The organism is Sphingomonas sp. SORGH_AS_0438 (genome assembly GCF_031453475.1).
Classification (GTDB): domain Bacteria; phylum Pseudomonadota; class Alphaproteobacteria; order Sphingomonadales; family Sphingomonadaceae; genus Sphingomonas.
In genome coordinates this window covers 337,104-363,153 of record NZ_JAVIZS010000001.1, presented here as the reverse complement: position 1 = coordinate 363,153, position 26,050 = coordinate 337,104, and the positions used below count along the sequence as shown (strand labels likewise).

Here is a 26,050-nt window from a genome sequence, read left to right as displayed (position 1 = left end):
CCGCCTCAATGTGCCGCGTCTACGCCAAGCGGCGGCAGAGCGGGCAGATCGCCCCCGTTCGGCCCCAGCTTCCGCTTTTCGAAGATTTGCGCAAGCGCCGCATGGACGCGCTGGCGGTCGGCCTCGTTCGGCCAGAGCGGGATGGTGGAGACGATCGCCGTCATCGCGGTCGCCAGGTCGTCGACCGAGTCCAGCGGCCCGTCCGGATAGAGCATCTGGACCAGCGCCGCGTCGAGCATCGCCTCCGCCTGCGGGAACAGGCCGCCGCGCGCCAGCACGCGCGCCGCGGCGGTCCGCCCGTCGGCCGTCATCGCCGGCATGGTCCGCAACCGCGCGTCGAGCGCGGCGGCATCCGCCGGGGATAGCCGCGCCTCGATCCGGTCGGCCAGCGCGATCAGGCGCGACACCGTATCGGCATCGGCCTTGCCCTCGCGCAGATCGGCCAGCATCGCGGCCAGCTGCGCCGCCCCCTCGCCGCGCCGGGCGGGGCCATAGGCGATGATGTCGTAGACCGTCTGCTGCCGGGCCCGGTCCTCCGGGGCCATGACGCTAGGATAGCGTTGCAGTTCGGCCGAGATCGGGGCCTGTGCGAACAGGGTCGCGCCCGCACCATTCCCCTTGATCGCCGCGGCGAAGGTATAGACCAGCGCCCGTCGCCCGCGTCCGGTATCGCCCTCGGTGACGATCGCGTTCGACCCCCGCCATATCGCGCGCAGAATCCGGGCGGGCGGGGTCGCGTCGCCCTTGCTCGACGCCAGCAACGGCCCCAGCGTGGAGTCGTCGCCCGTCCTGACCGGCCCGGTGCCGCGCCCCTGCCGGGCCTCGACGGCCACCACCGCGGGATTATTGGGGACGTGCGCCCGATAGGCGTCATAGACGCTGGCGAAGAGCGCGCCGGTCCCGCCGCCGCCCCCGGCCCAACCGCGCATCATGCGTGCACGGTTGAGCAGCGCGACCAGCCAGTCGGGATCGTCGGGATCGACCTGTGCCGCGCCGGCCGCCGCCATCGCCTGTCCGGGCTGGTCGAGCAGGCGATAGACCAGCGCCAGCATCGTCGCCGCCGATCGGTCATCGGGATGCCCCGCGACATAGTCGCGCAAGACGGGGGCCAAGGCCCGCCAGTCGGATTGCTCGACATGGAGCGCCAGCAGGCGCTCGCGATAGGCCGGGTTGGCGGGATCGAGCGCGATCATCTTGCGGGTCAGCGCCAGACGCTGGTCGGGCGTGGTCTGCGGGTCCTGCACCGCGAAGCGCTGGAACAGCTCCGCCGCGACCTTGGGATCGGGTCGGGGATCGCCCAGGAACGCCGCGATCTGCTGGCGATGGGCGTCGCCGAAATGCCGGGCAACGGCACGGTCCAGCCAGAACACCTGCTGGCCATTGGCGCGCATCGCCTCGCCCATCGTCACCAGCTCGACAAAGGCCTGCCGCGTGTCCCCCGCCCACCAGCGTTCGAGCACGCGCGGCAGCGCGGCACTATCGGCATAGCGCGCCGCCAGCGCCTTGGCGGCGGCCATCGCCACGTCACGATCGGCGGGCAGCGCGTCGAACTGGAGCAACCGGTTCGCCAGCGGCGCGCCGCTGCGCGCCTTGGGATCGCGCACGACGGCGATGTCGCGGTCGAGGATCGCGGTCAGTCGCGCCCGCTCGCTCGCGTCCAGCGGGCGGCGGAACAGCGCGTCGAGCGTGAGCTCGGTGAGGCCGGAATCCCCCTCGCCGCGCTCCAGGCGGGTGGTGAGGCCGTCATAGAGCGTGATGAGCTGGTCGACCGAGAACTGGTCGAGCCAGTCCATGCCGCCACCCCCATGGCGACGCGACACCGCCAGATTGACGGCGAGCGGCCTGTTGCCCTGGGCGATCGTCAGGCGGACCAATGCGTCGGGCGACAACAGGGTCGCCCCCGCCACCTTTTCCAGCTTGGCGAAGCGCGCGGGCGACGCGCGGAACAGGTCGAACAGGATATCGTCCCGCGCCGGCGATGCCTGGAGCGGTGGCAGGACCCAGGACCGGAACTGATCGGGCGTCAGCATGTCCAGCGCATCGCTCAGCAACAGCGGATAGAGCGGCCGGCGGAACCCCGGTGCCGCAGCGGCACGCGCCTTTTCCTCATCGGCGAGCGCCGCGCCCAGCAGTGTCCGCACCGCCGCACCGTCGCCCCCCGAGATGGCGAGGACCAGCGCCAGCTCGTCATTGCCGGTGTCCGCCGCCTGGAGGCCCAAAGCGGCGCGCGGCCAGTCGAGACCGGCCGCCACCGCCGCCCCGCCCCGCCCGGTCAAGTGGCGGCGGAGCAGCGCCGCACGCCGATAGGCTGGATCGTTCGTGAAGCGGCTGTCGAGCGCCGCGTCCCACCCGGCGAGCCCGGCATCGCCATGTCCGGCATCGACGATGCGGTGCCCCAGATCGACCAGCAGCGCCAGGCGCGGATGATCCGCCAGCGCGCCCGGCTTGGTGGCATCCACCTGCCCCATCTCGGCGGTGAATCGCTGCGCCAGATCGGCCAGCACCGGGTCGGCGGCACTTGCTCCGTCCGGCCAGGTCAGCAGCAGCCCCTCGACCATCGTCGGATAATAGCGGCGAACGTCCAGCCCGCGTTCGTCATGCGCGCCCATCGGCGTCAGCGGCTGCCGCGCCAGCAGGGCGCGCAGGCCGCACCCGTACCAGCGATGCGCCAGCGCATCCTCGCCCGCCCGCTCCTCCAGGATCGCGGTCTTGACGAGCAGGTCGAAGTTCGACTGGTCCTGCAACAGCGCGCGGGCATAGTTGGTCAGCGCCTGGGCGGGACGTCCGGCGGCGGCATAGGCGTCGCCCTTCGCCTCGTCGACATTCACCAGCCCGCCCAGACCGCTCATCAGCGCAAAGGCGCGCTCGGCCCCCGCCTCGTCCCCCTGCGTCAGCAGGGTGCGGGCGAGATCGGCATAGAGGTCGGGCGGGAAGGACTTGCCCAGCGCCAGCAACCGGCGCGCATAGACCAGCTTGCGCCGAGGATCGCCGATGACCGACACCGAACCGCCGTCATTCGCACCGCCGCCGCTCAACGTGCTCAATTCGCGAAGGAGGAAGCCGCGCTGCTCGCCGGCCCCCGGCACCATCGCGTCGGTCGCACGAATCTGGAGATCGAGATCGGCATCCGCCGCCGCGATGTCGGACAACAGGCCGAGCAGCCGGGGCGTCGCCCCGCCCTCGGCGATCCGCTCCAGCACGCGCCGCTTGGCCCAGTCGAGCCCACCGCTCGTCCCCGTCTCGCCGGCGGGGGCGTCGGCGACCATGTCGATCAGCGTGTCGATCGCGGTCGCGAATTGCGCCGCATCGCCCTGCTCGGCCCTGTATTGCAACAGGCCGACCGCCTCGGACAGCCGGTGCTGGCGCTTCAGTTCGGTCGCCAGCCGCGACAGCGCATCGGGGTCGTCGGGCCGCGCGGCCAGCCCCTCGCGCAACTGCCGCAGCGCCTGGGGATCGAGATCGGCTTGGGCATAGACCGTCGCCTTGAAGGCATGGGTGTCGGCATCGCCCTGGTCGCTCAATTGCGCCATCAGCCCGTCCAGCTCCTGCTGGCGCTGTCCGGCGGATTCCGTGCCGTCGTCGTGGCGCAGGCGGGTCAGGATCAACTGGCGGACATGCGCGTCGCGATGGCCGGGGTCGAGCGCGATCAGCCGGGCGAGCGTCGCATCCAGCCGGTCGTAATCGCGCACCCGCCCGTAAAGCTGTGCCAGCTGGTTCAGCACCGCCACCTCGCCCTTGCCGCTGCGGGTGGCGAAGCGGCGGACGGCGTCGGCGGCGGCGTCGGGCTTGTTCTGCGCCAGGTGGAGCGCGACCAGCAGGTCGATCTCGCCGGGCCGGATCGTGCCCGCGTCCAGCCGTGCCGCAATCTCCTGCGCCATCGGCTCCAGCCGGTTCATCCGCTTGGCCAGCGCGACGATCTGCCGCTCGACGATGCTGCGCCGCGCGGGCAGCGTGGTGTCGGCCCAAAGCGCACGCCAGCGGGACAGTGCTTCCTCGTCCTGCCCCGCCTCGGCGGAAAGCTGGGCGATGCGGGCGCGGATATCGTAACCGGGTGCTCCCTTCGCCTCCAGCTTGCGGAGCAGTGCCAGCGCCCGGTCGGGCCGCCCCAGTCGCTCATAGCCGTCGGCGACATCGGCCAGCAGCAGCCCGCCGGTGTCGCCGCGCTCCACCGCCTGCAACTCGGCGAGCGCCTTGGCGGTGTCGCCGCGATCGAGATAGGTTTCGAACAGGAACAGATGCGTCGCGGTCGCGATCGCCGGGTCTTCCGCGCTTCCCCCGAGCATCGCGACCGCCTGGTCCTGGAGCCCCATGCCGATCATCGCGCGCGCCGCCGCCGTCAGCACATCCGCCCGCCCCCGATTGGCGGCGAACAGGGTCTTCCAGACCGCCACCGCCTGCGCCTCGTCACCCTGCGTCAGATAGGAGGCGGCGAGCCGGGCATAGAGATCGACCTGATGCGGGTCGGCGGCGATCAGGCGGCGATATTCGGTCTGCGCCGCCGTCCGATCGCCGGACAGATCGAGCACGCCGGTCAGGCGGCTGCGCAGCGCGGCATCTTTCGATCCCTCGATCGCAGCGATGGCCGCCTGGGTCCGACCGAGTTCGAGCAGCACGTCGACCCGGGCGTTCGCCACCGGATCGCTGGACGGCAAGGTGTCAAGATAGGCCAGGGCGCCCGGCAGGTCCTTCGCGGCGCGATACGCCTCGACCACCAGCGCCAGGGCATAGCGGCGGTCATCGAGGGTGGTCGCGGCGGCCAGCGCGGCCTTGGCGGCGTCGCGCGCGGGTCCGGCCTCGCCCGCCGCCAACGCCCATTGCGCCACGGTCAGCCGTTCGGCGACGCTGCCGCCCCGCCCCGCCAGGGCCAGCGCCGCCCTGGGCCGTCCGAGCAGCGCGAGGATGTCGGCCAGACGCCGCGCCTCGGCGGGCGACGCGCCCTTCGCATAGGTCAGCAGCGTGTCGGGCCGACGGATCGCGTCGATGATCGCCAGCCGCAGCAGGATCCGGCGTCGGGCGGCGGGATCGCGCGTCTGCTCGGCCGCTATCCGATAGAGCGGCACCGCCTCCGCCACCCGGCCGAGCGCGTCGAGCAGTTCGGCCTTGCGGCGATCGTCGGTCGCCGCCGCCAGCGCCGCCGCGCGGTCGCCGTCGCGCCACAGCGCCTCCGCCCGGTCGACGCCGACCGGCGCGGACCGGTCCCGCCCCGCCTGCGCAGCCGCCCAGGACGGGCCGGTCAGGCTGGTCGACAGCGTTAGCGCGAGCAGCAGGGGCCGAAGGGCGGACCGGCGGGGGGAGAAGCGGATCATCGAATTCCTGCGATGCGGCGCGAGGGCCAGCGGCGATAGCCAATGTCGAACAGATAGAGCGCCAGGGCGAGCAGCGCGATCCACGGCCAGAGATCGGTCGCGCGCAGGCCGCCCGCGCGCTGCACCGTCCCCGGCGGGGCGGCGGGATCGTCCCGATGCCACCCCTGGGTGCGGGCCGACAGGGTCGCCAGCGGCAGGGCCATGAACGCGGGCATCGCCTCGACCGGCCGCATGTCGGAACGGGCGGCATCGGCGGCACGGGCGAGATGGTCGCCGTCACGGACCTCGACGCGCGCGGGGGCATCGTCCGGCCATGCCAGTTCGGCGACGAACAGCCCCGGCGCCCGCTCCTCGACCGTCTCGACCCGGCGCAGCGGGCGTCCGTCCGCATCGACCAGCGTGATGGCCGGCATCGCCCCGCCGGTGGAGCCGGTGCCGCCACGCCGCACGGTGATCGCCAGCCGATCGAAGCGCCGTGTCGTCGCGACCGCCAGATCGGGCTGCGCGCGCGCGGTCATCGCCAGCAGCCGCGCCAGCCAGCGTCCATAATCGGACCAGCCCCGCCAGCCTGCGGTTCCCGCCCCCAGCGGCTCGGTCATCATCGCGGTCACACGCCCGCCGCCCACCGGCCAGCTTGCCAGGATCGGGTCGCCACCATCGGTGCGCAGCAGCGTCTCGGCCTCCGGTCGCACCCGCGTCTGGACATAGCCCGACAGCGGCGGCGGGGTGCTCAGCCCGGCGCCAGCCCACCCCTTCGCCCCCGCCTCCTCGCGCACCGCCACCCGGCCGCTGCGATAGCCGGGATCGGGGCGGGTCTGGGGCTGTTTGAAGTCGATCTCGACCAGGTTGAACTCGTCGGGCACCGAATAGAAGCGGCCCCGCCCGATCTGGGCCCAGTCCGCCATGCTCTTCTCGTCATCCACCGCCCCCCCGACCGCGACGGTCGAGACGGTGACCCGGTTCTCCGCAATGTGACGCAACAGCTGCTGATAGCGATCCTCGCTCACCCCGCCGTCGGAGATGATGAGGATGTGCTTGTAGCGGGCATCCAGGTCCTTGAGCCCGTAGAACGCCTCCTGAAGCGCGGGAAACAGCACGCTCGCGCCCTGCGCCTGCATCCGCCCGATCGCGCGCTCGACATCGGGCAGGTCGGTCGCGTGGTGCATCGGCACCGACCATTGCCGCGCGCCATAGAATTCGACCACGCCGACCCAGTCGTTCGCGTTCAGCTTCCGCACCGTCTGGCGCGCGACCTGCTTGGCAAGGTCGAGCCGGTCGCCCTGCATCGATCCCGAACTGTCGATGACGATCGCCAGCGCGACGCTGGGGCGGATCTGCTTGTCCTGCGCCCGCGCCGTGACGGGCAGCGCCGCGCCGAGCGGGGTGTCCGCATAGCCCCCCGCCCCGAACGCCGCCATGCCGCCCGACACGAACAATCCCGTCCCGTCGCGCGCCACCGCCCGGTTCAGCCGCTGCTGGACCGCCACCGGCAGGCGCGCGGCGGGCAGGTCGTCGACCATGACCAGCGGCCAGCGTGCCGGATCGAATGCGGCGTCGAGCGCGGACGGTGCGCGCTGGTCGACGACGAAGCTGCGGCCGAGCAGTCGCTGCAACGGGCCCGCCGCTCCCTGCTGTCGCTCGCCCAGATAGAGCAGGTGGCGCGGCTCCTGCACCGCCGCCAGCGTCTGGAACCCGCCGCGACCGTCCAGCTCGACCCGCAGCGGCAGGAACCCGGCGCGCTCGGCGGGGATGTCCAGCGCGACATGCGTCTCGCCGTCCGCGTGGAACGGTGCGCTGGCGGCCAGTCGCCGGTCGCCGTCGAACACCGCGATCCGGTGCGTGCCGCCATCGCCCTCCACCAGGACGTTGGCGTGCAGCATCTCGCCGACCCGCGCCGGCGCGGTCCGCACGTCACCGACAAAGGCGGCGCGCGGCGCGGTCGGCACGGCGATGCTGTTGACCGGAATCCCGCGTGCGACCAGCGCGGCGATCTCCGCTTGCCAATGGGTGTCGGTGGACAGGCCGCTGCCGATCAGCGTCACCGCCCCGCCCGAGCCGAGCGGAATGGCCCGCGCCGCCGCGCGCAACGCCTGCGACAGGGAGCCGTCGCGGATCACCAAGCGTCCCGTGGCCGTCCCGCCCAGCTGGATGACGGTGGTGGCCGCCCCCCCGGGTGCGGTGGCCCGCACGCGGTCCAGCGCACGCCGCGCCATCGCTTGGCCGGCCGCCCCCAGCACTTCCCGCTGGTCGAGGATATAGACCTGCGCGCCTGCGCCGTCGCGCCGGACGAGACTGGGCTGCATCATCGCGACGATCAGGCAGGCGAACACCGCCGCGCGCAATGCCGCCTGGCCCCAGCGCGGGCGAGCCCGCATCGGCCACCACAAGAGCGGCGGGAGCAGCAGGAACAGCCAGCCCGCGACCGGAAAGAGGAAGGTCATGCTCACGTCCGTCCGGCCCTCAAGGAATCACGCGCCGCTGCACCAGCCACCATTCGACACCCAGCAGCGCCGCCGCCCCCAGCAGCAGCGTCAGGAAGGGCAGGTCCGAGGGCCATTCACCATGCTTATGGGTGACGGCGGGGTGGGCGCTGGTGTCGGCGGCGGCCAGCGTCGTCGCCCGGTCGGTCAGCGACAGCGGCGCATCGGCGCCGGGCCGCGCGAGCGTCAGCGGATCGTCGCTGTCCCCCGCCGTGGCGAAGGATCGCCACGCATCGCGCCGTCCCAGCCAATGCAGGCTGCGGCTGACGAAGATCGGCATGGCGGGGCTGGCGACGAAGGGCGAGCCGGGGGCGAACATCGCCGCCCAAGCCGTCACGCGCCGCTGGCGGGCATCGCGGACGTCGACCCCGACCGGCCGGTGCAGCGCATCCGCCAGCGCCCCCGCATCGAGCTGCGCCAGGCCCAGCGCGTCGAGCCGCGATGCGACCTCGCCGCGTTCGCTCTCACCCGGTCCGGCGAAGACGAAGGCCTGTGCCGCCGCGTCGGACAGGATCAGCACGGGCCGGTCCGCCCCCTGCACCGCCCGCGCATCGCCGACCAGGATCTGCGCCTGCGCCGCCGGGACCAGCACCAGCGACGGGTCCGCCGCCACCGCCGCGCGGATGGCGGCGGGCGTCCCGGCGAGCAGCGCCACCCGCAGCGGCCGGCGGTCGGGCATGCGGATCGTCGCGCCGTCATCCGCCGCGAAACCATCGCCGGTGGCCAGGGCCACGCCGATCACCTCGCCGGCCGCGTCGATGTCGCGCACCAGATAGCGCGCGCCGCCCAGCGCCTCGCCCCCCGTCGGCACGAAGGTCTGCCCGTCGCGCGTCCAGCGCAGGTCCGTGGCGGTCGGCACCGCTCCACCGGGCGGCCGCGACGGTGACCAGCAGATCCGCCTTGCCCGCCTGCCCCGACGCCGCCGGTGTCACGCCCAGCGCGACGATGCCGCGATTGCCCGGCACCGGATCGGCGAGATAGCCATAGCGCAGCGCCGCCGACCGGGCCGCGGGATGGGCGGCGCCCCATGCGCCATAATAGCGCACCGTCGCCGGATCGACCTGCCGCGCCCAATCGGCGAAGGCCGAGGGCCGCACCGCCGCCGAGACCATGTCCAACCGCCGCGACAGGAGCGACGCGCTCTCGCCCGGCGCCAGCAGCCGCGTACCGACCGCGTCGCCGAGGATGACCTCGCGCCGGTCGGCCGGGGTCGCCCGGACATCGGCCAGCAGCGCCCGCTTGGCACGGGCCAGGTCGTCGCCCCCGGTCATCAACGCCGAATTGTCGAGATAGAAGCGCTGCATCCCGCCGCCCCCCGGCGCGGGCGACCAGGTCGGATGCGCCGCCGCGATCCATATCAGCAGCGCGATCGCCAGGATCAGCAGATAGGCCAGCCAGTAGCGGAACCGCCCGCCCAGCACGCTGACCGGCGCCTCGCGCATCGCCTGCGCCCACAGCCCCGCCGTCGGCAGGCGCAGCACCCGCCGCCGCGCGCGCAGCCGTTGCAGCAGGTAGACGATGCCCGCCAGCGCCGCCGCGCCCGCCAGCGTCACCGGCCAGCCGAACAGGGCGGCGCTCATGGCAGCACCCTCCCGGCGGTCAGGAGCGGTGTCAGCTGGTCGATCACATCGCGATCGGCGTCCATGCGGATGAGCGTCGCCCCCCGCCCACGCGCAAAGGCGTCGAGTGAGTCCGCGAAGGCGCGATAGGTCGCGCGATAGCGCTCGATCAACGCGGGCGTCACGGTCACGCCCGCGCCGTCATGCTCGCCATCCTCGATGACCAAGTCCCCGTCCAGATCGGCGAGCAGCGTCGGGTCCGCATCCGCGGCGCGCGTCATCTGCACCAGCAGCAGCCGATGCGGCAGCGTCTCCAGCGCCCCCAGCACCCCGTCCAGACCGTCATCGTCGAAGAAGTCGGACACCACCACCACCAGGCCCCGCCGCAACCGCATCGCCGCCAGCCGGTTCAGCGCCCCCGCCAGCGCGGTGCCCCCCGCCGCCGCCTGATCGGCCAGCACGCGCGCCACCCGCGCGATGCCGCCCTTGCCCGACACATTCTTCATCGCGGTGCCCAGATCGTCGCTGACCGTCATTAGGCTGACTGCGTCATGCTGGCCGAGCGCCGCCCCCGCCAGCGCCAGCACGGTGCGCATCGCCGCGCCGATCCGGGGCGGATGTTCGACGAACATGCTGCGCGACACGTCGAGCAGGATATAGACCGGCAGGTCCTGGCGTTCCTCGAACACCCGGACGAACGCCTTGCCCAGCCGGGAATAGATGTTCCAGTCGATCGCGCGCAGGTCGTCGCCCGCGACATAGGGCTTGAAGTCGGCAAAGTCCGATCCCTGGCCGCGCGCCGCCGTCCGCTGGTCGGCCAGACGCCCCCCCTTCTGCGCCGCCGCGATCCGCAGGGTCAGTGCGTTCACCCGCTCCAGGAAGACGGGATCGAACAATGCATCGAAGCCGGGCGCGGCGGACAGGCTCATTGCCCCACCCCCGCACGCGCGAAATAGCGCTCCAGCAGACGATCCTCCTGCACGCTGCGCGTCCGCTCCGCCACCGGGGCTCCGGGGCCCTGCCCGATCCCCCGTGCCTGCGCCGCGACCCTGCCCGACGCCATGGCGCGTGGCGGTGCATTGCGGGTCGTCGTGCTGACCGACCCGGCATTGATCGTGCCGATCACCCGGTCCTCCATCGGCACCGCCAGCATGAGCGAGGATGATCCGCGCGCGCGCTTGATCCCCTCCGACCCATTGCCTCGGTTCGAGCCCTGCTGCCCATTGTTGCTGCGCCCGGAACTGTTCGCACCCTCCGACTGCTGCCCCGATTGCGGACGGCTGCGCGAGCTGGATCGCGGCTGGCTCTGGTTGCTTCCCGGCGAGCGCGGCTGGGGCGGCGCGCCAGCGGCGGCGGAGAGGCCGGCGGCCGCGCTGCTCTGCGGTCCGCCGGGTGGCGTGGCGCGGCTTTCGGGCGCAGTGGCGCCGTCCGCCTTGCCCTGCTTCACCTCGGCGTCCTGGCGGTCGCGCGGCGAGTCCCCGGCCTGACGGTCGCTGCGGGCATCGCCCATCCGCCCGGCGGCGCCGCTGCCATCGGCTTGGCCGCTGCCGGACGCCTCGCCCCCTGCATCCCCGCCGCTGTCCGACTGCCCGAGCGGCGCATGGGAGGCGGACGCCGCCGCTCCGCTCTTCCCCATGGCCCCGGCCCCTGCGGCGGCAGTCCCCGTCCCGGCCGCGCCCCCTGCCCCGGCGGCCGCGCCCGACGCACCTGTCGCCGCCACCTCGGCATTGGCGGCCCGTCGCGAGGCATCTGCCGCGTCCGTCACGGGACGCACCCCGATGGCCATCGCGATCCGCCCCAGCGTGGAGGCCGCCTTGCCCGGCGGGTCGTGCGCGCGACGACGGAGGGACATTCAACGCCGCGACCAGAAGGACGAGCGAGAGGAGCGGCACGGCCCAGCGATGGCGGGGCGACGCCTGCGCCCCGCCCGCGACCGCAACCGGGGCGGATATCGCCCGGTCCAGCCACGGCGCGGCTTCCTGCAAGGCCGCCGCGCGGAAGCCGTCGCGCCGGTCCGCCGCCAGGAATTCGGCGGTGACGACCGCCCGGTCCTTGAGCGCCAGGGATCGGTCGACCTGGGCCAGCGCCGCCCGGCGCTCCACCCGGAACCGGGCCATCCGCACCCCCATGGCGACCATCAGGACGACCAGCGGCACGACGATCGTGGCGAGGATGGCGGGCAGCACCGCCACCGGCCCGACCAGCAGCGCGATCGAGAGCAGCAGGACGGGCATCACGATCGAGGCCAGTGCGGCGATGTCGGCCGCGCGACGCCATGCCGACGCCCGCGCCGCCATGGTCAGCGTCCCCCGCCCCCGTCGCTCCAGCCTGTCGAGCCGCTCGTGGAGCAGCCCGTCCGATCGTTCGTCCATCCGCGTCCCCGCCCCGTCGATATCGGAGGCCTGGCCAAACCCTATGGGCGCTGGCTTGCACCAACCTTGCTCTGCCTATCCATCGCCGTCCCGCCTGCAAGGCTGATGCAAGCAAAACATGGTTCCTGCCCCGCATCGGCACCGTGCCGTGAACCGGGCCGAGATGGGGGCCAAGATGGGATCGCCAACGTGACATCCGCCAGACATGCGCTGTGGACCCTCTGGCTTGCCGGGACGGCCGCCTGTCTGCCCGCTCCGGCCGTGGCGCAGGCCAGGCCACCGGTCGCGACGCAGACGGCGGCACGCGTGCCGTTCGAGCGTTTCACCCTGCCCAACGGCCTGACCGCGATCGTGCACACCGACCACCGTAACCCGTCGGTATTCGTCGGACTGTGGTACAAGACCGGATCGCGCGACGAACCGCCCGGCAAGACCGGCTTCGCCCATCTGTTCGAGCATCTGATGTTCCAGAGCACGGCGAACCGGCCGCAGGAATATATGGCCGCGTTGAAGGCGATCGGCGGGGTCGGGGCCAATGGCATGACCCGTACCGACGACACCGTCTATTACGAGACGGTGCCGACCAACGCGCTCGACTCGGTCCTGTGGATAGAGTCGGATCGCATGGGCTATCTGGACGGCGGCATCACGCAGGCCTTGCTCGACGAGCAGCGCCGCGTCGTGCTGAACGAGAAGCGGCAGGGCGAATTGCGCCCCGAGGAGATGGCGTGGCGGCATTTCCTGACCGCCTTCTATCCCGCCGGTCATCCCTATGCCCATCCCACGATCGGCTCGACCGAGGATATCGAGGGGGCGACGCTCGCCGATGTGAAGCACTGGTTCCAGGGCCATTACGGCGCGGGCAATGCGGTGCTGGTCCTGTCGGGCGACATCGACGCCGCCACCGCGCGGGACAAGATCACCCGCTATTTCGGCGCGATCCGCCCCGGGACGCCGATCAGCCGCCCGCTGCAATGGACCCCGTCGCTGATCGAGACGCGACGCGACCTGCTCTACGGCAATTTCGGACAGGGCAGCATCTCGCGCAGCTGGCCGATCCCCAACGGATCGCCGCAGGACACGACGCTGCTGCTGCTCGCCGCCCGCGCCATGGCGGGTCCGGCGGATGCGCCGCTGGTCCGCGCGCTCGTCACCGATGCGAAGGTCGCGACCGGCGTCGGCGCGACCGTCACCGAGAGCGCGCTGGGCAGCGTGTTGAACATCTCCATGGCCTTGCGTCCCGGCGTCTCGCCCGAGGCGGCGGACCGCGCGCTGGATGCCGCGATCGCCGACTATGCGGCCAAGGGGCCGGCGCCCTCGCGGTTGCGGAGCATCGTCGCCAGCACCGACGCGATGCTGCTGCGGATGCTGGACGACAATGCGGCCCTCGGCACTCGGCTGGGGGACGGCGAGGTCGCGCAAGGGAACCCGACCCATTTCCTGCGGCAGCGGGCGTGGATCAACGCCGCGCGGCCCGAGGACGTCCGCGCGGTCGCGGCGCAATGGCTCGCCCGCCCCTATTACGAGATGGTGACGCTGCCCGTGCCCGACCGGCACGCCGCCGCCACCGATGTCGACCGCCGCCACATGCCCGCGCCCGGCCCGTTCAAGGCGCAGATCGCCTTTCCTCCCGTCACCAGCATGACGCTGGCCAATGGCATGAAGCTGGTCGTCGCGCGCCGCGCCGGCACCGCGGTCGCCGATATGAGCCTGCAATTCGCCGGCGGCACGATGACCGATCCGGGCGTCGCGCCGGGCATCGTCGGTGCCGCTTTCGACCTGCTGGGTGCGGACGCGAAGACCCGGTCGGGCGAGCAGGTCGAGCAGCGCCTGTCGCAACTGGGCATCCAGCTCGGCACGCAGGCAGGCCCGTGGAGCAGTACGGTCCGCTGGAGCGTGGCGAATGCCCGGCTGGACGACTCCTTCGCGCTCGTCGCCGATCTGGTCGAACATCCCGCCTATCCCCAGACCGCCGTCGACGAGGCACGGGCGAACGCGCTCCGGGCGCTGGAGGGGCAGGCGCGCAATCCGTTCGCGGCCGGGGTGCCGCTGCTCCGGTACGCGATCTGGGGCGATGGCGACGCACGCGGGCGCATCCCGGCGCGGCCGGATGCCGAAGCTTTGTCGCGCGCCGCGCTGATCGCCTATCACGCCCGGCATATCGTGCCCGGCGACGCGACGCTCACCATCGTCGGCGACGTGACGCCCGAGCGCGCCAGGGCGCTGGCCGAACGCTCTTTCGGCCGCTGGACTGGTCCTGCGGCGCCCAGCCGACAGCCGATGCCGACCGCCCCGGCCGCGTCCCCGGGGCCGCGCCTGATCCTGGTCGACGCACCCGGCGCGCCGCAGAGCAGCATCACCGTCGGCACGCGCGTCCCGCCCTTCGACAAGGATCGCTCGGCGACCGAGAGCCTGACCGCCGCGATGCTGGCGGATATCGGGTCGGGGCGGCTGAATGCCAATCTGCGGCAGGACAAGGGGTGGAGCTATGGCTTCGGCGGCGACATACAGGATGCGCCGACCGGCGACCGTCTGTTCGTCGCGCGTGGCACGGTGCAGGCGGATCGCACCGCCGCCAGCCTGGCCGAGCTACGCCGCGAATTCGCCGACTTCGCCACCACCCGACCGCCGACCCAGGCGGAGCTGGACGGACAGCGGAGCGCGCTGCTCCGCACCGCGACGCTCGGCTTTTCGCGCAACGCGGCGTTTCTCAACGCGCTGGAGACGGCGGACCGCTATGGTCTGCCCTATGACCGCGCGACGACGCTGGCCCAGCGGCTGAGCGCGGTGACGCTGGCGGAGGCGAAGGATAGCGCGCGCCGCCTGTTCGCTCCCGACCGGATGACCTGGGTCGTGATCGGCGACCTGCGTGCGATCGAGCCGCAAACCCGCGCGCTGGGCCTGGCCCCGACCGAGGTCTGGGACGCCCAGGGCCGCAGATTACGCTGATCCGTCCGCCCCCCTCCTCTCGTTCGTCAGGAACCGCCTCATGCTCCTCCTCGCCGCCCTGGCCTTGACCCAGGCCCAGCCCGCCGCCGCCACGACGCCGCCGCCACCCCCACCGGCCCAGGCGGCGACCGCCCCGGTACAGGCGCCGCTGCTGCACGATGCGCGGGGGCGGCCGGTCATGACGGTGCGGATCAATGGCAAGGGTCCCTTCCCCATGGTCGTCGACACCGCGGCGCAGACCAGCCTGATGAGCCGGCCGCTGGCCGAAGAACTGGGTCTCAAGCCACTGAACCGCGGCATCGCGGTCGACGGCGCGACGGGCAGCGCGCAGGCGCGGCTCTATCCGGTCGACCGGCTGACGAACCCCTTGGTCGATGCGCGCTATGTCGCGATGGTCGAACTGACCAATGCCGGCGTCACCGATGCGCGCGGCATCATCGGCATGGAATCCTTCACCAACCGCAAGCTGCTGATCGACCGCAGCACGAACCGCATCGCCGCCGAACCTTCCGCCCCCGCCGGGCCCGGCTTCGCGACGATCGCGGGCAGCCGGACGGGCGCGGGCTTCGTCGAAATCCCCGTGACGCTCGACGGGGTCCGCGTCCCCGCCCTGATCGATACGGGCGCGGCCGTCACCATCGCCAACGCCGCCGCCTTCCGCCTGCTCGGCTGGACCGAGACGGACCCGCGCCTGAGCGACGGCGGCGAGATCCGGGGCGCATCGGCCGGCGGGCAGAAGATCCGGCGCGCCAGGATCGGCAAATTGTCGATCGGGCGGATCGGCCTGTCCAACGTGCCGATCATGATCTCCGACGACCAGGATACCCGGCCATCGCTCATCCTGGGCAACGACCTGCTGAACCTCTTCCCCGGCTATGCGGTCGACTTCCCGCGCGGCGAGTTGCAGATCAAGCTGCCATAGGATCGCCGCCGCAGCGATCATTCCCGGCCGATGGTCCGGGATGCTATCCGGCGGCGCGCGGAGCCGGGACTGGCGGGCCGCCTCCGCCAGGATCGGGCCGGTCGCCTATGACAGGGGGTACGGACCCTTGCCCTTGTCGGCGATGAAACGGTCGACACGGGCGTCGATCATCGGCAGCGGCACCGAACCCAGGCTCAGCATGGCGTCGTGGAAGGCGCGATAGTCGAACCCCTCACCCAGCGCCCGCCGCGCCTTGGCCCGCGCATCCAGGAAGGCCAGTTCGCCCATATAATAGCTCAACGCCTGTCCCGGCCAGGCGATGTAGCGGTCGACCTCGGTGGTGATCTCATGGTTCGACAGCGCGGTATTGTCGCGCAGGAACGCCTGGGCCTGTTCCCGCGTCCAGCCCTTGGCGTGGATTCCGGTGTCGACCACCAGCCGCACCGCGCGCCACATCTGGTAGCTGAGCATCCCGAACAGGTCATAGGGCGTCTCGTACATCCCCATATCCTCGCCCAGCGCCTCGCAATAGAGCGCCCAGCCCTCGCCATAGGCCGAGATATAGCTGTTGCGGCGATATTCGGGCAGGTCGGTCAGCTCCATCGCGAACGGCATCTGGAACGCGTGCCCCGGCGCGCTTTCGTGCAGCGTCAGCGCGGGCAGCGAATAGAGCGCCCGCGACGGCAGGTCATAGGTATTGACCAGATAGATGCCCGGCCCGCCGCGCCCGCTGGTGTAGAAGGGCGCGATGTCCGGGGCGACCGGCTTGATCGCGAAGCGCATCCGCGGCAGCCGCCCGAAATAGGTCGATGCCTTGCCGTCGAAGGTCTTGGCGATCCATGCCGCGCGGTCGAGCAAGGCCTGGGGCGTCTTGGCATAGAATCGCGGGTCGCTGCGCAGATGGTCGAGGAACGACGGCAGGTCGCCCTGCCATTGTACGCTTGCCATCACCGCCTGCATCCGCGCGCGGATCTTAGCGACCTCCGTCAGGCCGATCGCATGGATCTCCTCGGGCGGCAGGTCGCGCGTCACATATTCGCGGATCTTCGACCGGTAATAGGCCCGGCCGTCCGGCAGGTCATAGGCGGCGAGCCGGGTCTGCGCGGTCGGCATATAGTCGTCGCGCAGGAACGCCAGCAACGTCCGATGGGCCGGAACCACGGCTTGCGCGATCACGCGCTTCGCCTCGGCGCGCAGTTCCGCCTGCCGGGCAGCCGGGATCGTCGCGGGCAGGATCGTGAACGGCGCGTAGAAGGGCGAAGCCTCGCCGGCCCCTGCCTTGACGACCTCCGCCACGCTCGCGTCGCGCCCCTGCAAGGTGACACGCGGCGGGGTGAAGCCGCGCGCCAGCCCGGCCCGCATATTGGCGATCTGCTGGTCATAGTAGCGCGGCATGCTCGCCAGTTGCGAAAGATAACGGCGCAGCGCCGCCTCGTCGCGATAGGTCTCCCGCGCCATGCCGCCGACATTCATCCAGAAGCTGGTGTCGGCGTTCAGCGGCTTTTCGAATTCCCGGAACCGCTGGCGCGCGAGCAGGGCCGCGATCTGGCCGCGATAGACGCTATAGTCATCGCGCGCCGCCGGCGACAGCGTGGCCGGGTCGATCCGGTCGAGCGCCGCCATCGTCTCGGTCCAGCGCTTCGTCATTGCCGCCTGCGCCGCCGGGCCGACATCGGGCAGTGTCGCATTCTGGCTGGCGGACGAATCCTCGTCAGGACCAGTCAGCGTCTTGCGCCATGCATATTCGCGCTCGGACAGCGTGCGGAATGCCGCATCGCCAACGGGCACATCCGCCCTGGCGGCCGGAGGGGAAGCGGCGGCAGCGGGGGCCACCATCAGCAGCGTCAGCGCCAGTGCGATCGTCATGCCTAGTCCTTCGTCCCCTCTGCCCCGGCGACCGGCTTCGCGCCAGCCAGCCGCAGACCGCATACGACCCGGGCCTGCCGGCATTCGGCGTCTGCGGAACCCTGCAGGGATTGTCGACCGGAATGTCGAAGCAACGTCGACACTCCTTCCTATAAAAGACGTATGGATCGCCAAGCTCCCATGCCGCAACTGCCCGTCTACATCGTCGACAGCTGTGACCATTTCCGGGACAACACGGCAGCGATGCTCACCGCGCGCGGACATGCCGTGCAGGGCTTCGACAGCGCCGACGCGTTCCTGGCGCGGGTCGCGGAACCGGATGGCGTGCTGCTGCTCGACGTGCGGTTGCGGGGGCGCAGCGGCCTGGCGCTTCAGGCGATGGTCGCCGCCCGCCCGGCGCTGACGATCATCTTCGCCAGCGGCGGCGCCGACGTGGCGGACGCGCTGACCGCGATGAAGGCGGGCGCGATGGATTTTCTGGTCAAGCCGGTCCCGCCGCGCACGCTGGTCCGCACGGTCGAACAGGGCCTGTCACGCGCCGCCGCCGCCGCCCGCGTCGCCACCGCCCGCGCCAACCGGCGGGCGTTCGAAAGCCTCTCCCCGGCGGAACGCACGCTGGTGCCGCTGCTGGCGCGGGGGATGCGCAACAAGGTGATCGCCCAGCGCCTGTCCAAGGCGGAAAGCACGGTGAAGAACCAGCGGGTCAGCGTGCTGCGCAAGATGGCCGCACGCTCCTGTTTCGACCTGGCGACGAAGATGGAGGATATCGCCGGCCTGCCGCCGCACGGGCTGGCGGCCTGAGGCGGGGAACGGCCGGCCGCCCCCGCCCCGGCATTCAGTGGACGAAGCGCGCCACCACGTCGCGATAGGAGCGGCTGACCTTCACCTGCGCGCCCGATCCCAGCACCAGGAAGCATTCGCCATTGGTGTGCGGCTTGACCTGCTTGACCAGGTCGAGATTGACGATGGTCGAGCGGTGGATGCGCTGGAACCGGCGCGGGTCGAGCCGTTTCTCCAGATCCTTCATCGTCTCCCGCAGGATCAGCGTATTGTCGCCGGTGTAGATGCACATGTAATCGCCCGCCGCGTCGATCCGCTCGATCGTGTCGACATCGACGCGGAAGATCTGGCCGCGATCCTTGATGTTGATGAGCTTCTCGAACCGGTTGGCGGCATGGTCGCCGCCATCGGCGATGTCGTCCACCGCCTCGGGCGCGACCTCCGCCAGCACTTCCTTCAGCCGGTCGGCCTCACCCGCGCCGCGCTTTTCCGCCAGCCTTTGCCGCACCCGGTCGAGCGTGTCGCCCAGCCGGCTCTCCTCGACCGGCTTCATCAGATAATCGACCGCCTGCGCCTCGAAGGCGCGCAGGGCATGGTCGGAATAGGCGGTGACGAACACGAACAAGGGCGGCTCCACCTCCATCAGCCCCTGCACCACGGAAAAGCCGTCGAAGCCGGGCATCTGGATGTCGAGGAAGACCAGGTCGGGCTTGTGGGTCTTGATCGCGCGGATCGCCTCGCGGCCGTTCGAGCATTTCTCGATGATCTCAACGTCCTCGTGCGCCTGAAGACGCAGTTCGAGCCCCTGGATCGCGAGCGGCTCGTCGTCGACGAGGATGGTACGGATGGTCATGCGGCCTCTCTGTTCACATCTTCCAGCTGGAACGGGATCTCGATCTCGACCGAGAATCCCCCAGCGGGCATGGAGCGCGTTTCGAAACGCTGGTCCGGGCCATAGGCCTGCACCAGGCGTTCCCTGATATTGGCGAGCCCCACGCCGGTTGAAAGGCTTGGCGTAACGCGCGTCTCATGCAAGCCGGGCCCGGTGTCGGATACGGCGATCTGCACCCGATCCCCGGCGAAGCGCACGGTGATGCAGATTTCCGCCCCCTCCTCCTGCGGCGTGACCGCATATTTGATCGCATTCTCGACCAGGGGCTGGAGCAGCAGCGAGGGCAGCCGCGCGCGTTCGGCGCGCGGGTCGATATCGAATTTGGGGCGCATCCGATCCTCAAACCGCATCTTCTCGATTTCGAGATAGAGCTTCAGCGTTTCAACCTCTTGCGCGACCGTGACATGCGCGGTCGGCTCATTGGCGAGGGTGTAGCGCAGGAAGGAGGACAGCCGACTGAGCATCGCGTTCGCCCGCTCGGTCTGCTTGAGCAGGACGAGCGTCGAGATGGAATTCAGCGTGTTGAACAGGAAATGCGGATTGAGCTGGTAGCGCAGCATGGCGAGCTGCGCGGTCGAGGCCTGGAGCTCCAGCATCCGCATCTCGTCGATCTGCTGCTCGACGATCAGGTAGAAGTTGATGCCGAAATAGAGCGCCGACCAGCCCGCCAGCACGGTCAGGTTGAAGAAGGAATAGCCGATCACCTTGGCCAGCGACACGCTGGGCTTGGCGGAGTTGAGGAACGACCAGGTATAGGCCTCCAGCGTCGCATAGAGCGCGGTGGCGGCGGCCAGCGTGACCAGCGCCAGCACTACGCCGATCAGGCGGGGGAAGCGGCGATAGCCGCCGTAGAGCGTCGAGAGCAGCAGCGTGATGCAATAGCCGACGATCGCCGAGACGATCGCGGGGATGATGATCTCCAGCGAGAAGCCGTTGGACAGGCCCGACACCGCGCGCAGCACCAGATAGCCGGCCCAGCCGACCGCCTGGAGCGTCCAGAAGGCGCGCGCCTTGTCCTCGAAGAAAGGACGCACGTTGAGCGCGAGCCGGCGTTCGGCGGTGCTGGTGCTCGGAGAAGCGGGGGCGGGTAGCGTAGCCATCGTCGTGGCGACGCATATACGCCTCACCCGCCGCGCGCAAAAGCGCCGCAAAAAAGAAGGGCCGCCATCCCGTGGGATGGCGGCCCGATCATCGGTCCCGAGGGACGCGCGATCAGAAGGTGAAGCGCGCGCCGACGCGGATCATGTAGAGCGACTGACGCGACGAGATCGTGTCGGTCGGCGGCGTGTTCGGCGCCAGGTAGCGATACTGGGCGCAAGCCTGGGTCGAGTTGGTCACGCCTGCCGCGGTCGTGCCGGTCGCGACCGGCGTCGCCAAGCAGGACACGCGGGCCGCGACCTGCGTGTACGGGAAGGCGTACTCGCGCAGCTGACCCCAGTTCTTGTTCAAAAGATTCGCGACATTCTCGACATCGCCGAAGATTTCGATCCGCGAACCGCCCAGGCCGGTCGGCAGCTCCTGCGCGACGTGCAGATCGATCTTGGTGAACCACTTGGAGTTGAAGGCGTTGCGCGGCGCGATCTGGCCACGATACTTCTTCAGGCCGGTCGACTCGATCAGCGCGTTCAGCGTGTCACGCGTGGTGGTGCTGTCATAGGAGACGCGGGCGTCGTCCAGGCCGGTCGGCACATAGAGCAGGAAGCGGCTCTGGTTCTGCACGGTGCCGAACACCGGGCTGCGGTTGTTGGACGCATCCTGCATCGTGTAGCTGTACGGACGGCCGATGCGGGTTTCGCCGAACAGCGCGAAGGTCGTCTTATAGTCGCCGACAAAGGCATGGCTGAACGTCAGGTTGTACTTGATGTTGTACTTCACCTGGTCGTTCGAGATGCCATAGGCCGCCCCGTTCGCGTCGAAGAAGGCGCCGTTGCCATAGTTGGAGTTGGCGGTCGACGAGGTCGCCGGCGCTTGGTCCTTGATGTCCTGATAGGTGAAGCTGGCGCCGCCCGACAGGCCGAAGTCGAACGTCTTGTCGACGCGCGCGACCGCGACATAGCTGCGGCCCTTCTTGGTGTTGGTCAGCAGCAGGTCGTAGTTGTTGTCCGAGAAGCTGGTGATCGGGCTGTAGCGCGTGCGACCATCCGGCGTCAGCAGGCCGTTCGGACGCACGCGGGCGTCGGTGAAGAACACTTGGTTGCGGACCTTCGAGTAGAAGAAGTCGGCACCGAAGTTGAAGCCGCCCAGCGCGTCCGGCGCATAGTCGAACGACAGCGTGCTGCGCCACTGCGACGGCAGCTTGAACTTCGGATCCAGCGCGTTCACCGGCGGCGGCGAGCTGGTCGAGGTGGTCAGGCTGTTCAGGTAGGAGTTGACGGTGCCCGGAATGGCCTTGCCGTTGACGTTGACCAGCGCCGACGAACCCACCGCATTGGCGGCCGCCGCATTGGCGGTGCCCGGCGCGGTGTAGCTGCCGTCGTTGTTCTGGCGGATGTCGACCGAGTTGGTCAGGAAGCCGGTGTTCGAGAAGCTGTTCGAGACATAGACGTCGGGCGAGCCGCCCGCGAAGATGCCGACGCCACCGCGCACCGACAGGTCACGCACCGGCTTCAGCTCGAAGCCGATCCGCGGCTGCACCACGCCGCGACCGCTGATATAGGCGGTGTTGGGGAAGCCGACCCGGTTCAGGAAGCTCTGGTTGAACGCCGGACGGCTGTGGCCGCCATACATGTCGTAGCGCACGCCGTAGTCGAGCGTGAACCAGTCGGTGACCCGCCAATTGTCCTGGATGCCGAAGGCATAGGACTGATAGCGGAACTGCGCCGCGCCATCCGCCGGGTCGAGCGACGGCGTGGCGTTGCCATAACGCAGGCGCTGGGCATTGCCGGCCTGGAAGTCGGCCAGCGAGTCGAAATAATAGTCGCCGGCGGTGCGCTGCACGAAGAGGTTGTAGATCTTCGTGTCCTGATAGTCGGCGAAGATGCGCAGGTCGTGATTGTCGCGGGTCAGGCGACCCTGGACCAGGCCACCATAGGTGCGGCTGGTGAGCGAGTTCGACTGGCGCGAGATGTCCGGGCCGAACGACACGGTGGCATAGCCGGGGGCGCAGGCCGTGGAGGCGCCACTGCCGGCGCTGCCGGGAGTGGCGCGGTCCGACGTCGGTGCGGTGCAGACCTGGAACTGCGCGAAGCCGCGACCCAGGATCGGGTCCTGACCGCGCTTATAGTCCTTGTAGAAGGCGCGCACTTCGGTCGAGAACTCGTCCGACCAGTCGCTGTTCAGCTGGAACACGCCGGTGTGCAGGCGGTTCGAGCCGATATAGCCGTTCGACTCCAGGCCCAGGCCCGGTCCGGTGACCGAGGTGTTCTGGTTGAAGCGGATCGAATCCTTGGTGTACAGATAGGTCACCGAGGCGCGCTGCGTATCCGACAGGTTGGCGTCGATACGTGCGGTCAGGCGGTCGTCGCGATCGTCCGAATTGTTCAGGATGCCGCCGGTCGCATAGCCGTAGCGCGACTGGGCGGTGGCGCTGATCGCATCCACCGTCGCCTGGCTCAGGAAGCCGTTGGGGCCCGACAGGCTGGGGATGACGGTGCCGGCGTTGTTCTCCGCCGTGCCTTCCACGATCGGCGTGCCGGCGCGGATGCGCTCGCCTGCGACCATGAAGAACAGCTTGTCCTTGATGATCGGGCCGGACAGCTCGGCGCCGTAATTCTCGATCTTGTACTTGGGCAGGGTCACGCGGCCGGTCGGCACGCCCGGGCCCGCCTTGGTCTCCTTGCCGGTCAGCTTGTCCGACGAATAGGAATAGAAGCCGGTACCGTGGAAGCTGTTGGTGCCCGACTTCAGGATGGCGTTGATCGCGCCGCCCTGGAAATTGCCTTCGCGCACGTCATAGGGCGCGACCTTGGTCTGGAACTGGCCGATGGCATCGAGCGGCACGGGCGAGCGGCGGGTCGGCAGGCCGTCCGGGTTCAGGCCGAAATTGTCGGTGATCGGCACGCCGTCGACCGAGAAGCGGTTGAAGCGGGCGTTCTGGCCGGCGAAGGACACGGCGCGGCCCGACCCTTCCGCATAGTCGAGGCGAGCGAAGGGATCGCGGCGCATCAGGTCGCGCACGTCGCGGTTGATGGTGGCGACATTGGCGATCTGCGCCGCGGTCAGAACCGTCGACGGCCCGAGCGACTGGGTGCCCGCGCCCCGGATCGACGAGGCGGTGACGACGATCTCGCTGCCCGCGCCCTCATCGGCCGACAGCTCGACCGGCAGGTCGTAGGGCTGGGCGATGACGGTGAAGATGTCGGTGACCTGCTTGGACGGATAGCCCGGCGCATTGACCGTGACGGTGAACGGACCGCCGACGCGCAGACCGGCCGCGTTGAAGCTGCCCTTGTCGTCGGTCGTGGCGTTCGCCGTGGTGCCCGACGGCACGTTGACGATGGTGACGGCAGCCCCGGGGACCGGCGCGCCATTGGCGGTCACGGTGCCACGGATCGTCGTGGTCGTCTCCTGCGCCATCGCGCCCGCCGGCGCGATCAGCGCGACCGCAGCCACGCCCAGGAAAAGGTTGTTCCGCATCATATTCCCCTTTGAGCTTTTTCTTGCTCGGACACTGACGGCTCTGCGGCCGGACAGTCGCGCCCTGCCGGGACAATATGTCGGTTCTGTTACAGACTCGAGATGGTTCCGCGACCGGGATCAATCGGTTACGCGGCGTGGCAAAAGCGCAACGGATTTGCGGCGGGATTGTGTCGGACGCCTATCCCGCCGCCGCCACGATGGCGGCCCATTCTGCTTCATCGATCACCCTAACCCCCAGATCCGACGCCTTTTTCAGCTTCGAACCGGCCCCCGGTCCGGCGACCACCAGATCGGTCTTCTTCGACACCGACCCGGACACATGCGCCCCCAGCGCCTCGGCCTGCGCCTTGGCCTCGTCGCGGCTCATCGTCTCCAGCGATCCGGTGAAAACGACGGTCTTTCCTGACACATCCGACATCCGCGTCTCGTGCACGACATCGACCGGCCTCACCTCGCGCAGCAGATCGGCGACGACCGCGCGATTATGCGCCTCGGCGAAGAAATCGAGCAGCGCGTCGGCGACCTCAGGGCCGATGCCGGCGGTATCGATCGCGCCGACCAGCGCGCGGGCGCGACGCAGCACGAACTTGCGCTCCGTCTCGCCGATCGCCGGCACCGTCGCGCGGCGCAGGCGCAGCGCCTGGCGGATCATCGCCGCGAACCCCCGCACCGAGACGAAGCGCCGCGCCAAGTCGCGTGCGGTGATCGCACCGACATGGCGGATGCCAAGCGCGAACAGGAACCGGTCGAGCGGGATGCTGCGCCGCTCGTCGATCGCCGCTAGCAGCTTGTCGACCACCAGCTCCGACATGCGTTCGCGCGCGACCAGGGCCTCGCGATGACGATGCAGCCGGAAGATGTCGGCCGGCGAGGCAATCAGCCCGTCGCGGAAGAAGTCCTCCACCCGCACCAGCCCCAGGCCGGTGATGTCGAAGGCGTGGCGCGAGACGAAATGGATCAGCCGCTCGACGCGCTGCGCCGGGCAGATCAGGCCACCGGTGCAGCGCACCACCACTTCGTCCTCGCCGCGCGTCGCCAGCGATCCGCATTCCGGACAATGATCGGGAAAGACGAAGGCCGGCCGCTCGACGTCGCGCGTCAGATTCTCGACGATCTGCGGGATCACGTCGCCCGCGCGCTGCAGCACCACCCGGTCGCCGGGCCGCACCCCCAGCCGCGCGATCTCGTCGGCATTGTGCAGCGTGGCGTTGGTGACGACGACGCCGCCCACCGTCACCGCCTCCAGCCGCGCGACCGGGGTCAGCGCGCCGGTGCGCCCGACCTGGATGTCGATCGCGCCCAGCGTCGTTTGCGCGCGCTCCGCCGGAAACTTGTGCGCGATCGCCCAGCGCGGCGTCCGCCCAACGATCCCCAGCCGCGCCTGCCAGTCGAGCCGGTCGAGCTTGTAGACCACCCCGTCGATATCGAACGGCAGGTCGGCCCGCTCCGCCTCGATCGCGCGATAGACGGCCAGCGCGCCCGCCACATCCTCGACCCGGGCGAAGGCGTCGGCGATGGGAAAGCCCCAGGCGCGGATCTGGCCGACCAGCTCGGCCTGGGTCGTCGCGGTCATCGCGCTCGCCTCGCCCCAGCCATGCGCCAGGAACCGGAGCGGCCGGCCGGCGGTGACCGCCGGGTCCTTCTGGCGCAGCGATCCGGCGGCGGCGTTGCGCGGATTGGCGAACTGGCGCGCCTCCTTGCCCGCCGCTGTCGCCTCGGCGAGCAGCCGGGCGTTGAGCGCGGCGAAATCCGCCTTGGACATATAGACCTCGCCCCGCACCTCGAACACGGCGGGGGCCTCGCCGTGCAGAGTCTGCGGAATGTCGGCGATGGTGCGGACATTCTCCGTCACATCCTCGCCGATCGCGCCGTCGCCGCGCGTCAGCGCCTGGACCAGCACCCCCTGCTCGTAGCGGAGCGAGCAGGACAGGCCGTCGATCTTCGGCTCGGCGGTCAGCGCCACCGGCTCGTCATCGGACAGGCGCAGGAAGCGGCGGACACGGGCGACGAATTCGACGATGTCCTCGTCGGCGAAGCCATTGTCCAGGCTGGTCATCGGCCGGGCATGGGCGACCTTGGCGAGATGCGCGGCGGGCGCCGCCCCCACCTGGCGGCTGGGCGAGTCGGCGCGGACCAGGTCGGGAAAGGCCGTCTCCAGCGCCGCATTGCGCCGGACCAGCGCGTCATAATCGGCGTCGCTGATCTCGGGCGCGTCCTCGGTATGATAGAGGCGGTTGGCGCGTGCGATCGCCTGCGCCAGTTCGGCCAGTTCGGCGGCGGCGGTCAGCGGATCGGCCGGCAGGGATTCGGGCAAGGGGTCCATGCCGCCGGGTTAGGAAGCGGAAG

At 70.5% G+C, this 26,050-nt stretch carries 15 protein-coding genes; 4 read left to right on the top strand and 11 right to left on the bottom strand.

Annotated features, from left to right (window positions below; all coding sequences use genetic code 11):
• Positions 1-5: 5 nt before the first annotated feature.
• From QE452_RS01720 to QE452_RS01695, 6 genes are read right to left on the bottom strand one after another with little or no spacing between them, the layout of a single operon-like run.
• Entirely contained in the window at positions 6-5,306 is a 5,301-nt protein-coding gene (locus QE452_RS01720) for a hypothetical protein (RefSeq protein WP_309658414.1), read from the bottom strand.
• Positions 5,303-7,747: a VWA domain-containing protein gene (locus QE452_RS01715; RefSeq protein ID WP_309658413.1), complete on the bottom strand. Its 2,445-nt coding sequence runs from the start codon at positions 7,745-7,747 to the stop codon at positions 5,303-5,305. Before QE452_RS01715 ends, QE452_RS01720 begins: the two co-directional genes overlap by 4 nt.
• A 19-nt stretch (positions 7,748-7,766) precedes the next feature.
• Positions 7,767-8,597 (bottom strand): hypothetical protein, encoded by an 831-nt coding sequence (locus tag QE452_RS01710; protein WP_309729522.1) that lies wholly within the window; start codon positions 8,595-8,597, stop codon positions 7,767-7,769.
• On the bottom strand, positions 8,482-9,366 hold the full coding sequence (locus QE452_RS01705) for a hypothetical protein (RefSeq protein WP_309729519.1): 885 nt from the start codon (positions 9,364-9,366) through the stop codon (positions 8,482-8,484). Before QE452_RS01705 ends, QE452_RS01710 begins: the two co-directional genes overlap by 116 nt.
• A complete protein-coding gene (locus QE452_RS01700; RefSeq protein ID WP_309729517.1) occupies positions 9,363-10,274 on the bottom strand; it encodes a DUF58 domain-containing protein in 912 nt (303 codons plus the stop codon). Before QE452_RS01700 ends, QE452_RS01705 begins: the two co-directional genes overlap by 4 nt.
• Positions 10,271-11,197 (bottom strand): hypothetical protein, encoded by a 927-nt coding sequence (locus QE452_RS01695; protein ID WP_309729513.1) that lies wholly within the window; start codon positions 11,195-11,197, stop codon positions 10,271-10,273. The genes QE452_RS01700 and QE452_RS01695 overlap by 4 nt, the downstream gene beginning before the upstream one ends.
• Positions 11,198-11,379: 182 nt before the next feature.
• Here QE452_RS01695 and QE452_RS01690 point away from each other — a divergent pair, with 182 nt between their 5' ends.
• The 3 genes from QE452_RS01690 (at position 11,380) to QE452_RS01680 (ending at position 15,588) form a co-directional block, all read left to right on the top strand.
• Positions 11,380-11,823 carry a hypothetical protein gene (locus QE452_RS01690; RefSeq protein ID WP_309729509.1) on the top strand — a complete coding sequence of 148 codons (444 nt, stop codon included), beginning with the start codon at positions 11,380-11,382 and terminating at the stop codon, positions 11,821-11,823.
• Between the two features lie 83 nt (positions 11,824-11,906).
• Positions 11,907-14,666 (top strand): pitrilysin family protein, encoded by a 2,760-nt coding sequence (locus tag QE452_RS01685; protein ID WP_309658409.1) that lies wholly within the window; start codon positions 11,907-11,909, stop codon positions 14,664-14,666.
• Between the two features lie 40 nt (positions 14,667-14,706).
• Positions 14,707-15,588 (top strand): retroviral-like aspartic protease family protein, encoded by an 882-nt coding sequence (locus QE452_RS01680; RefSeq protein ID WP_309658408.1) that lies wholly within the window; start codon positions 14,707-14,709, stop codon positions 15,586-15,588.
• A 105-nt stretch (positions 15,589-15,693) separates the two neighbouring features.
• On the opposite strand, the gene QE452_RS01675 is transcribed toward QE452_RS01680, so the two are convergent.
• A complete protein-coding gene (locus tag QE452_RS01675; protein ID WP_309658407.1) occupies positions 15,694-17,454 on the bottom strand; it encodes a DUF885 family protein in 1,761 nt (586 codons plus the stop codon).
• Positions 17,455-17,634: 180 nt separating this feature from the next.
• On the opposite strand from QE452_RS01675, the gene QE452_RS01670 reads away from it, so the two are divergent.
• A complete protein-coding gene (locus QE452_RS01670) occupies positions 17,635-18,255 on the top strand; it encodes a response regulator (RefSeq protein WP_309729506.1) in 621 nt (206 codons plus the stop codon).
• Positions 18,256-18,289: 34 nt separating this feature from the next.
• Here the strand turns inward: QE452_RS01670 and QE452_RS01665 are convergent, their stop codons facing one another.
• The 4 genes from QE452_RS01665 to ligA all read right to left on the bottom strand — a co-directional run bounded on the left by QE452_RS01665 (position 18,290) and on the right by ligA (position 26,027).
• Positions 18,290-19,087 carry a LytTR family DNA-binding domain-containing protein gene (locus QE452_RS01665; RefSeq protein WP_125996570.1) on the bottom strand — a complete coding sequence of 266 codons (798 nt, stop codon included), beginning with the start codon at positions 19,085-19,087 and terminating at the stop codon, positions 18,290-18,292.
• Complete coding sequence (locus tag QE452_RS01660; RefSeq protein WP_125996569.1) at positions 19,084-20,226, bottom strand: sensor histidine kinase; 1,143 nt, start codon at positions 20,224-20,226, stop codon at positions 19,084-19,086. The genes QE452_RS01665 and QE452_RS01660 overlap by 4 nt, the downstream gene beginning before the upstream one ends.
• Before the next feature lie 112 nt (positions 20,227-20,338).
• Positions 20,339-23,701, bottom strand: a complete 3,363-nt coding sequence (locus QE452_RS01655) for a carboxypeptidase regulatory-like domain-containing protein (RefSeq protein ID WP_309658405.1) — start codon at positions 23,699-23,701, stop codon at positions 20,339-20,341.
• A 181-nt stretch (positions 23,702-23,882) separates the two neighbouring features.
• Positions 23,883-26,027 carry an NAD-dependent DNA ligase LigA gene (gene ligA, locus QE452_RS01650; protein WP_309729503.1) on the bottom strand — a complete coding sequence of 715 codons (2,145 nt, stop codon included), beginning with the start codon at positions 26,025-26,027 and terminating at the stop codon, positions 23,883-23,885.
• Between the last annotated feature and the right edge of the window lie 23 nt (positions 26,028-26,050).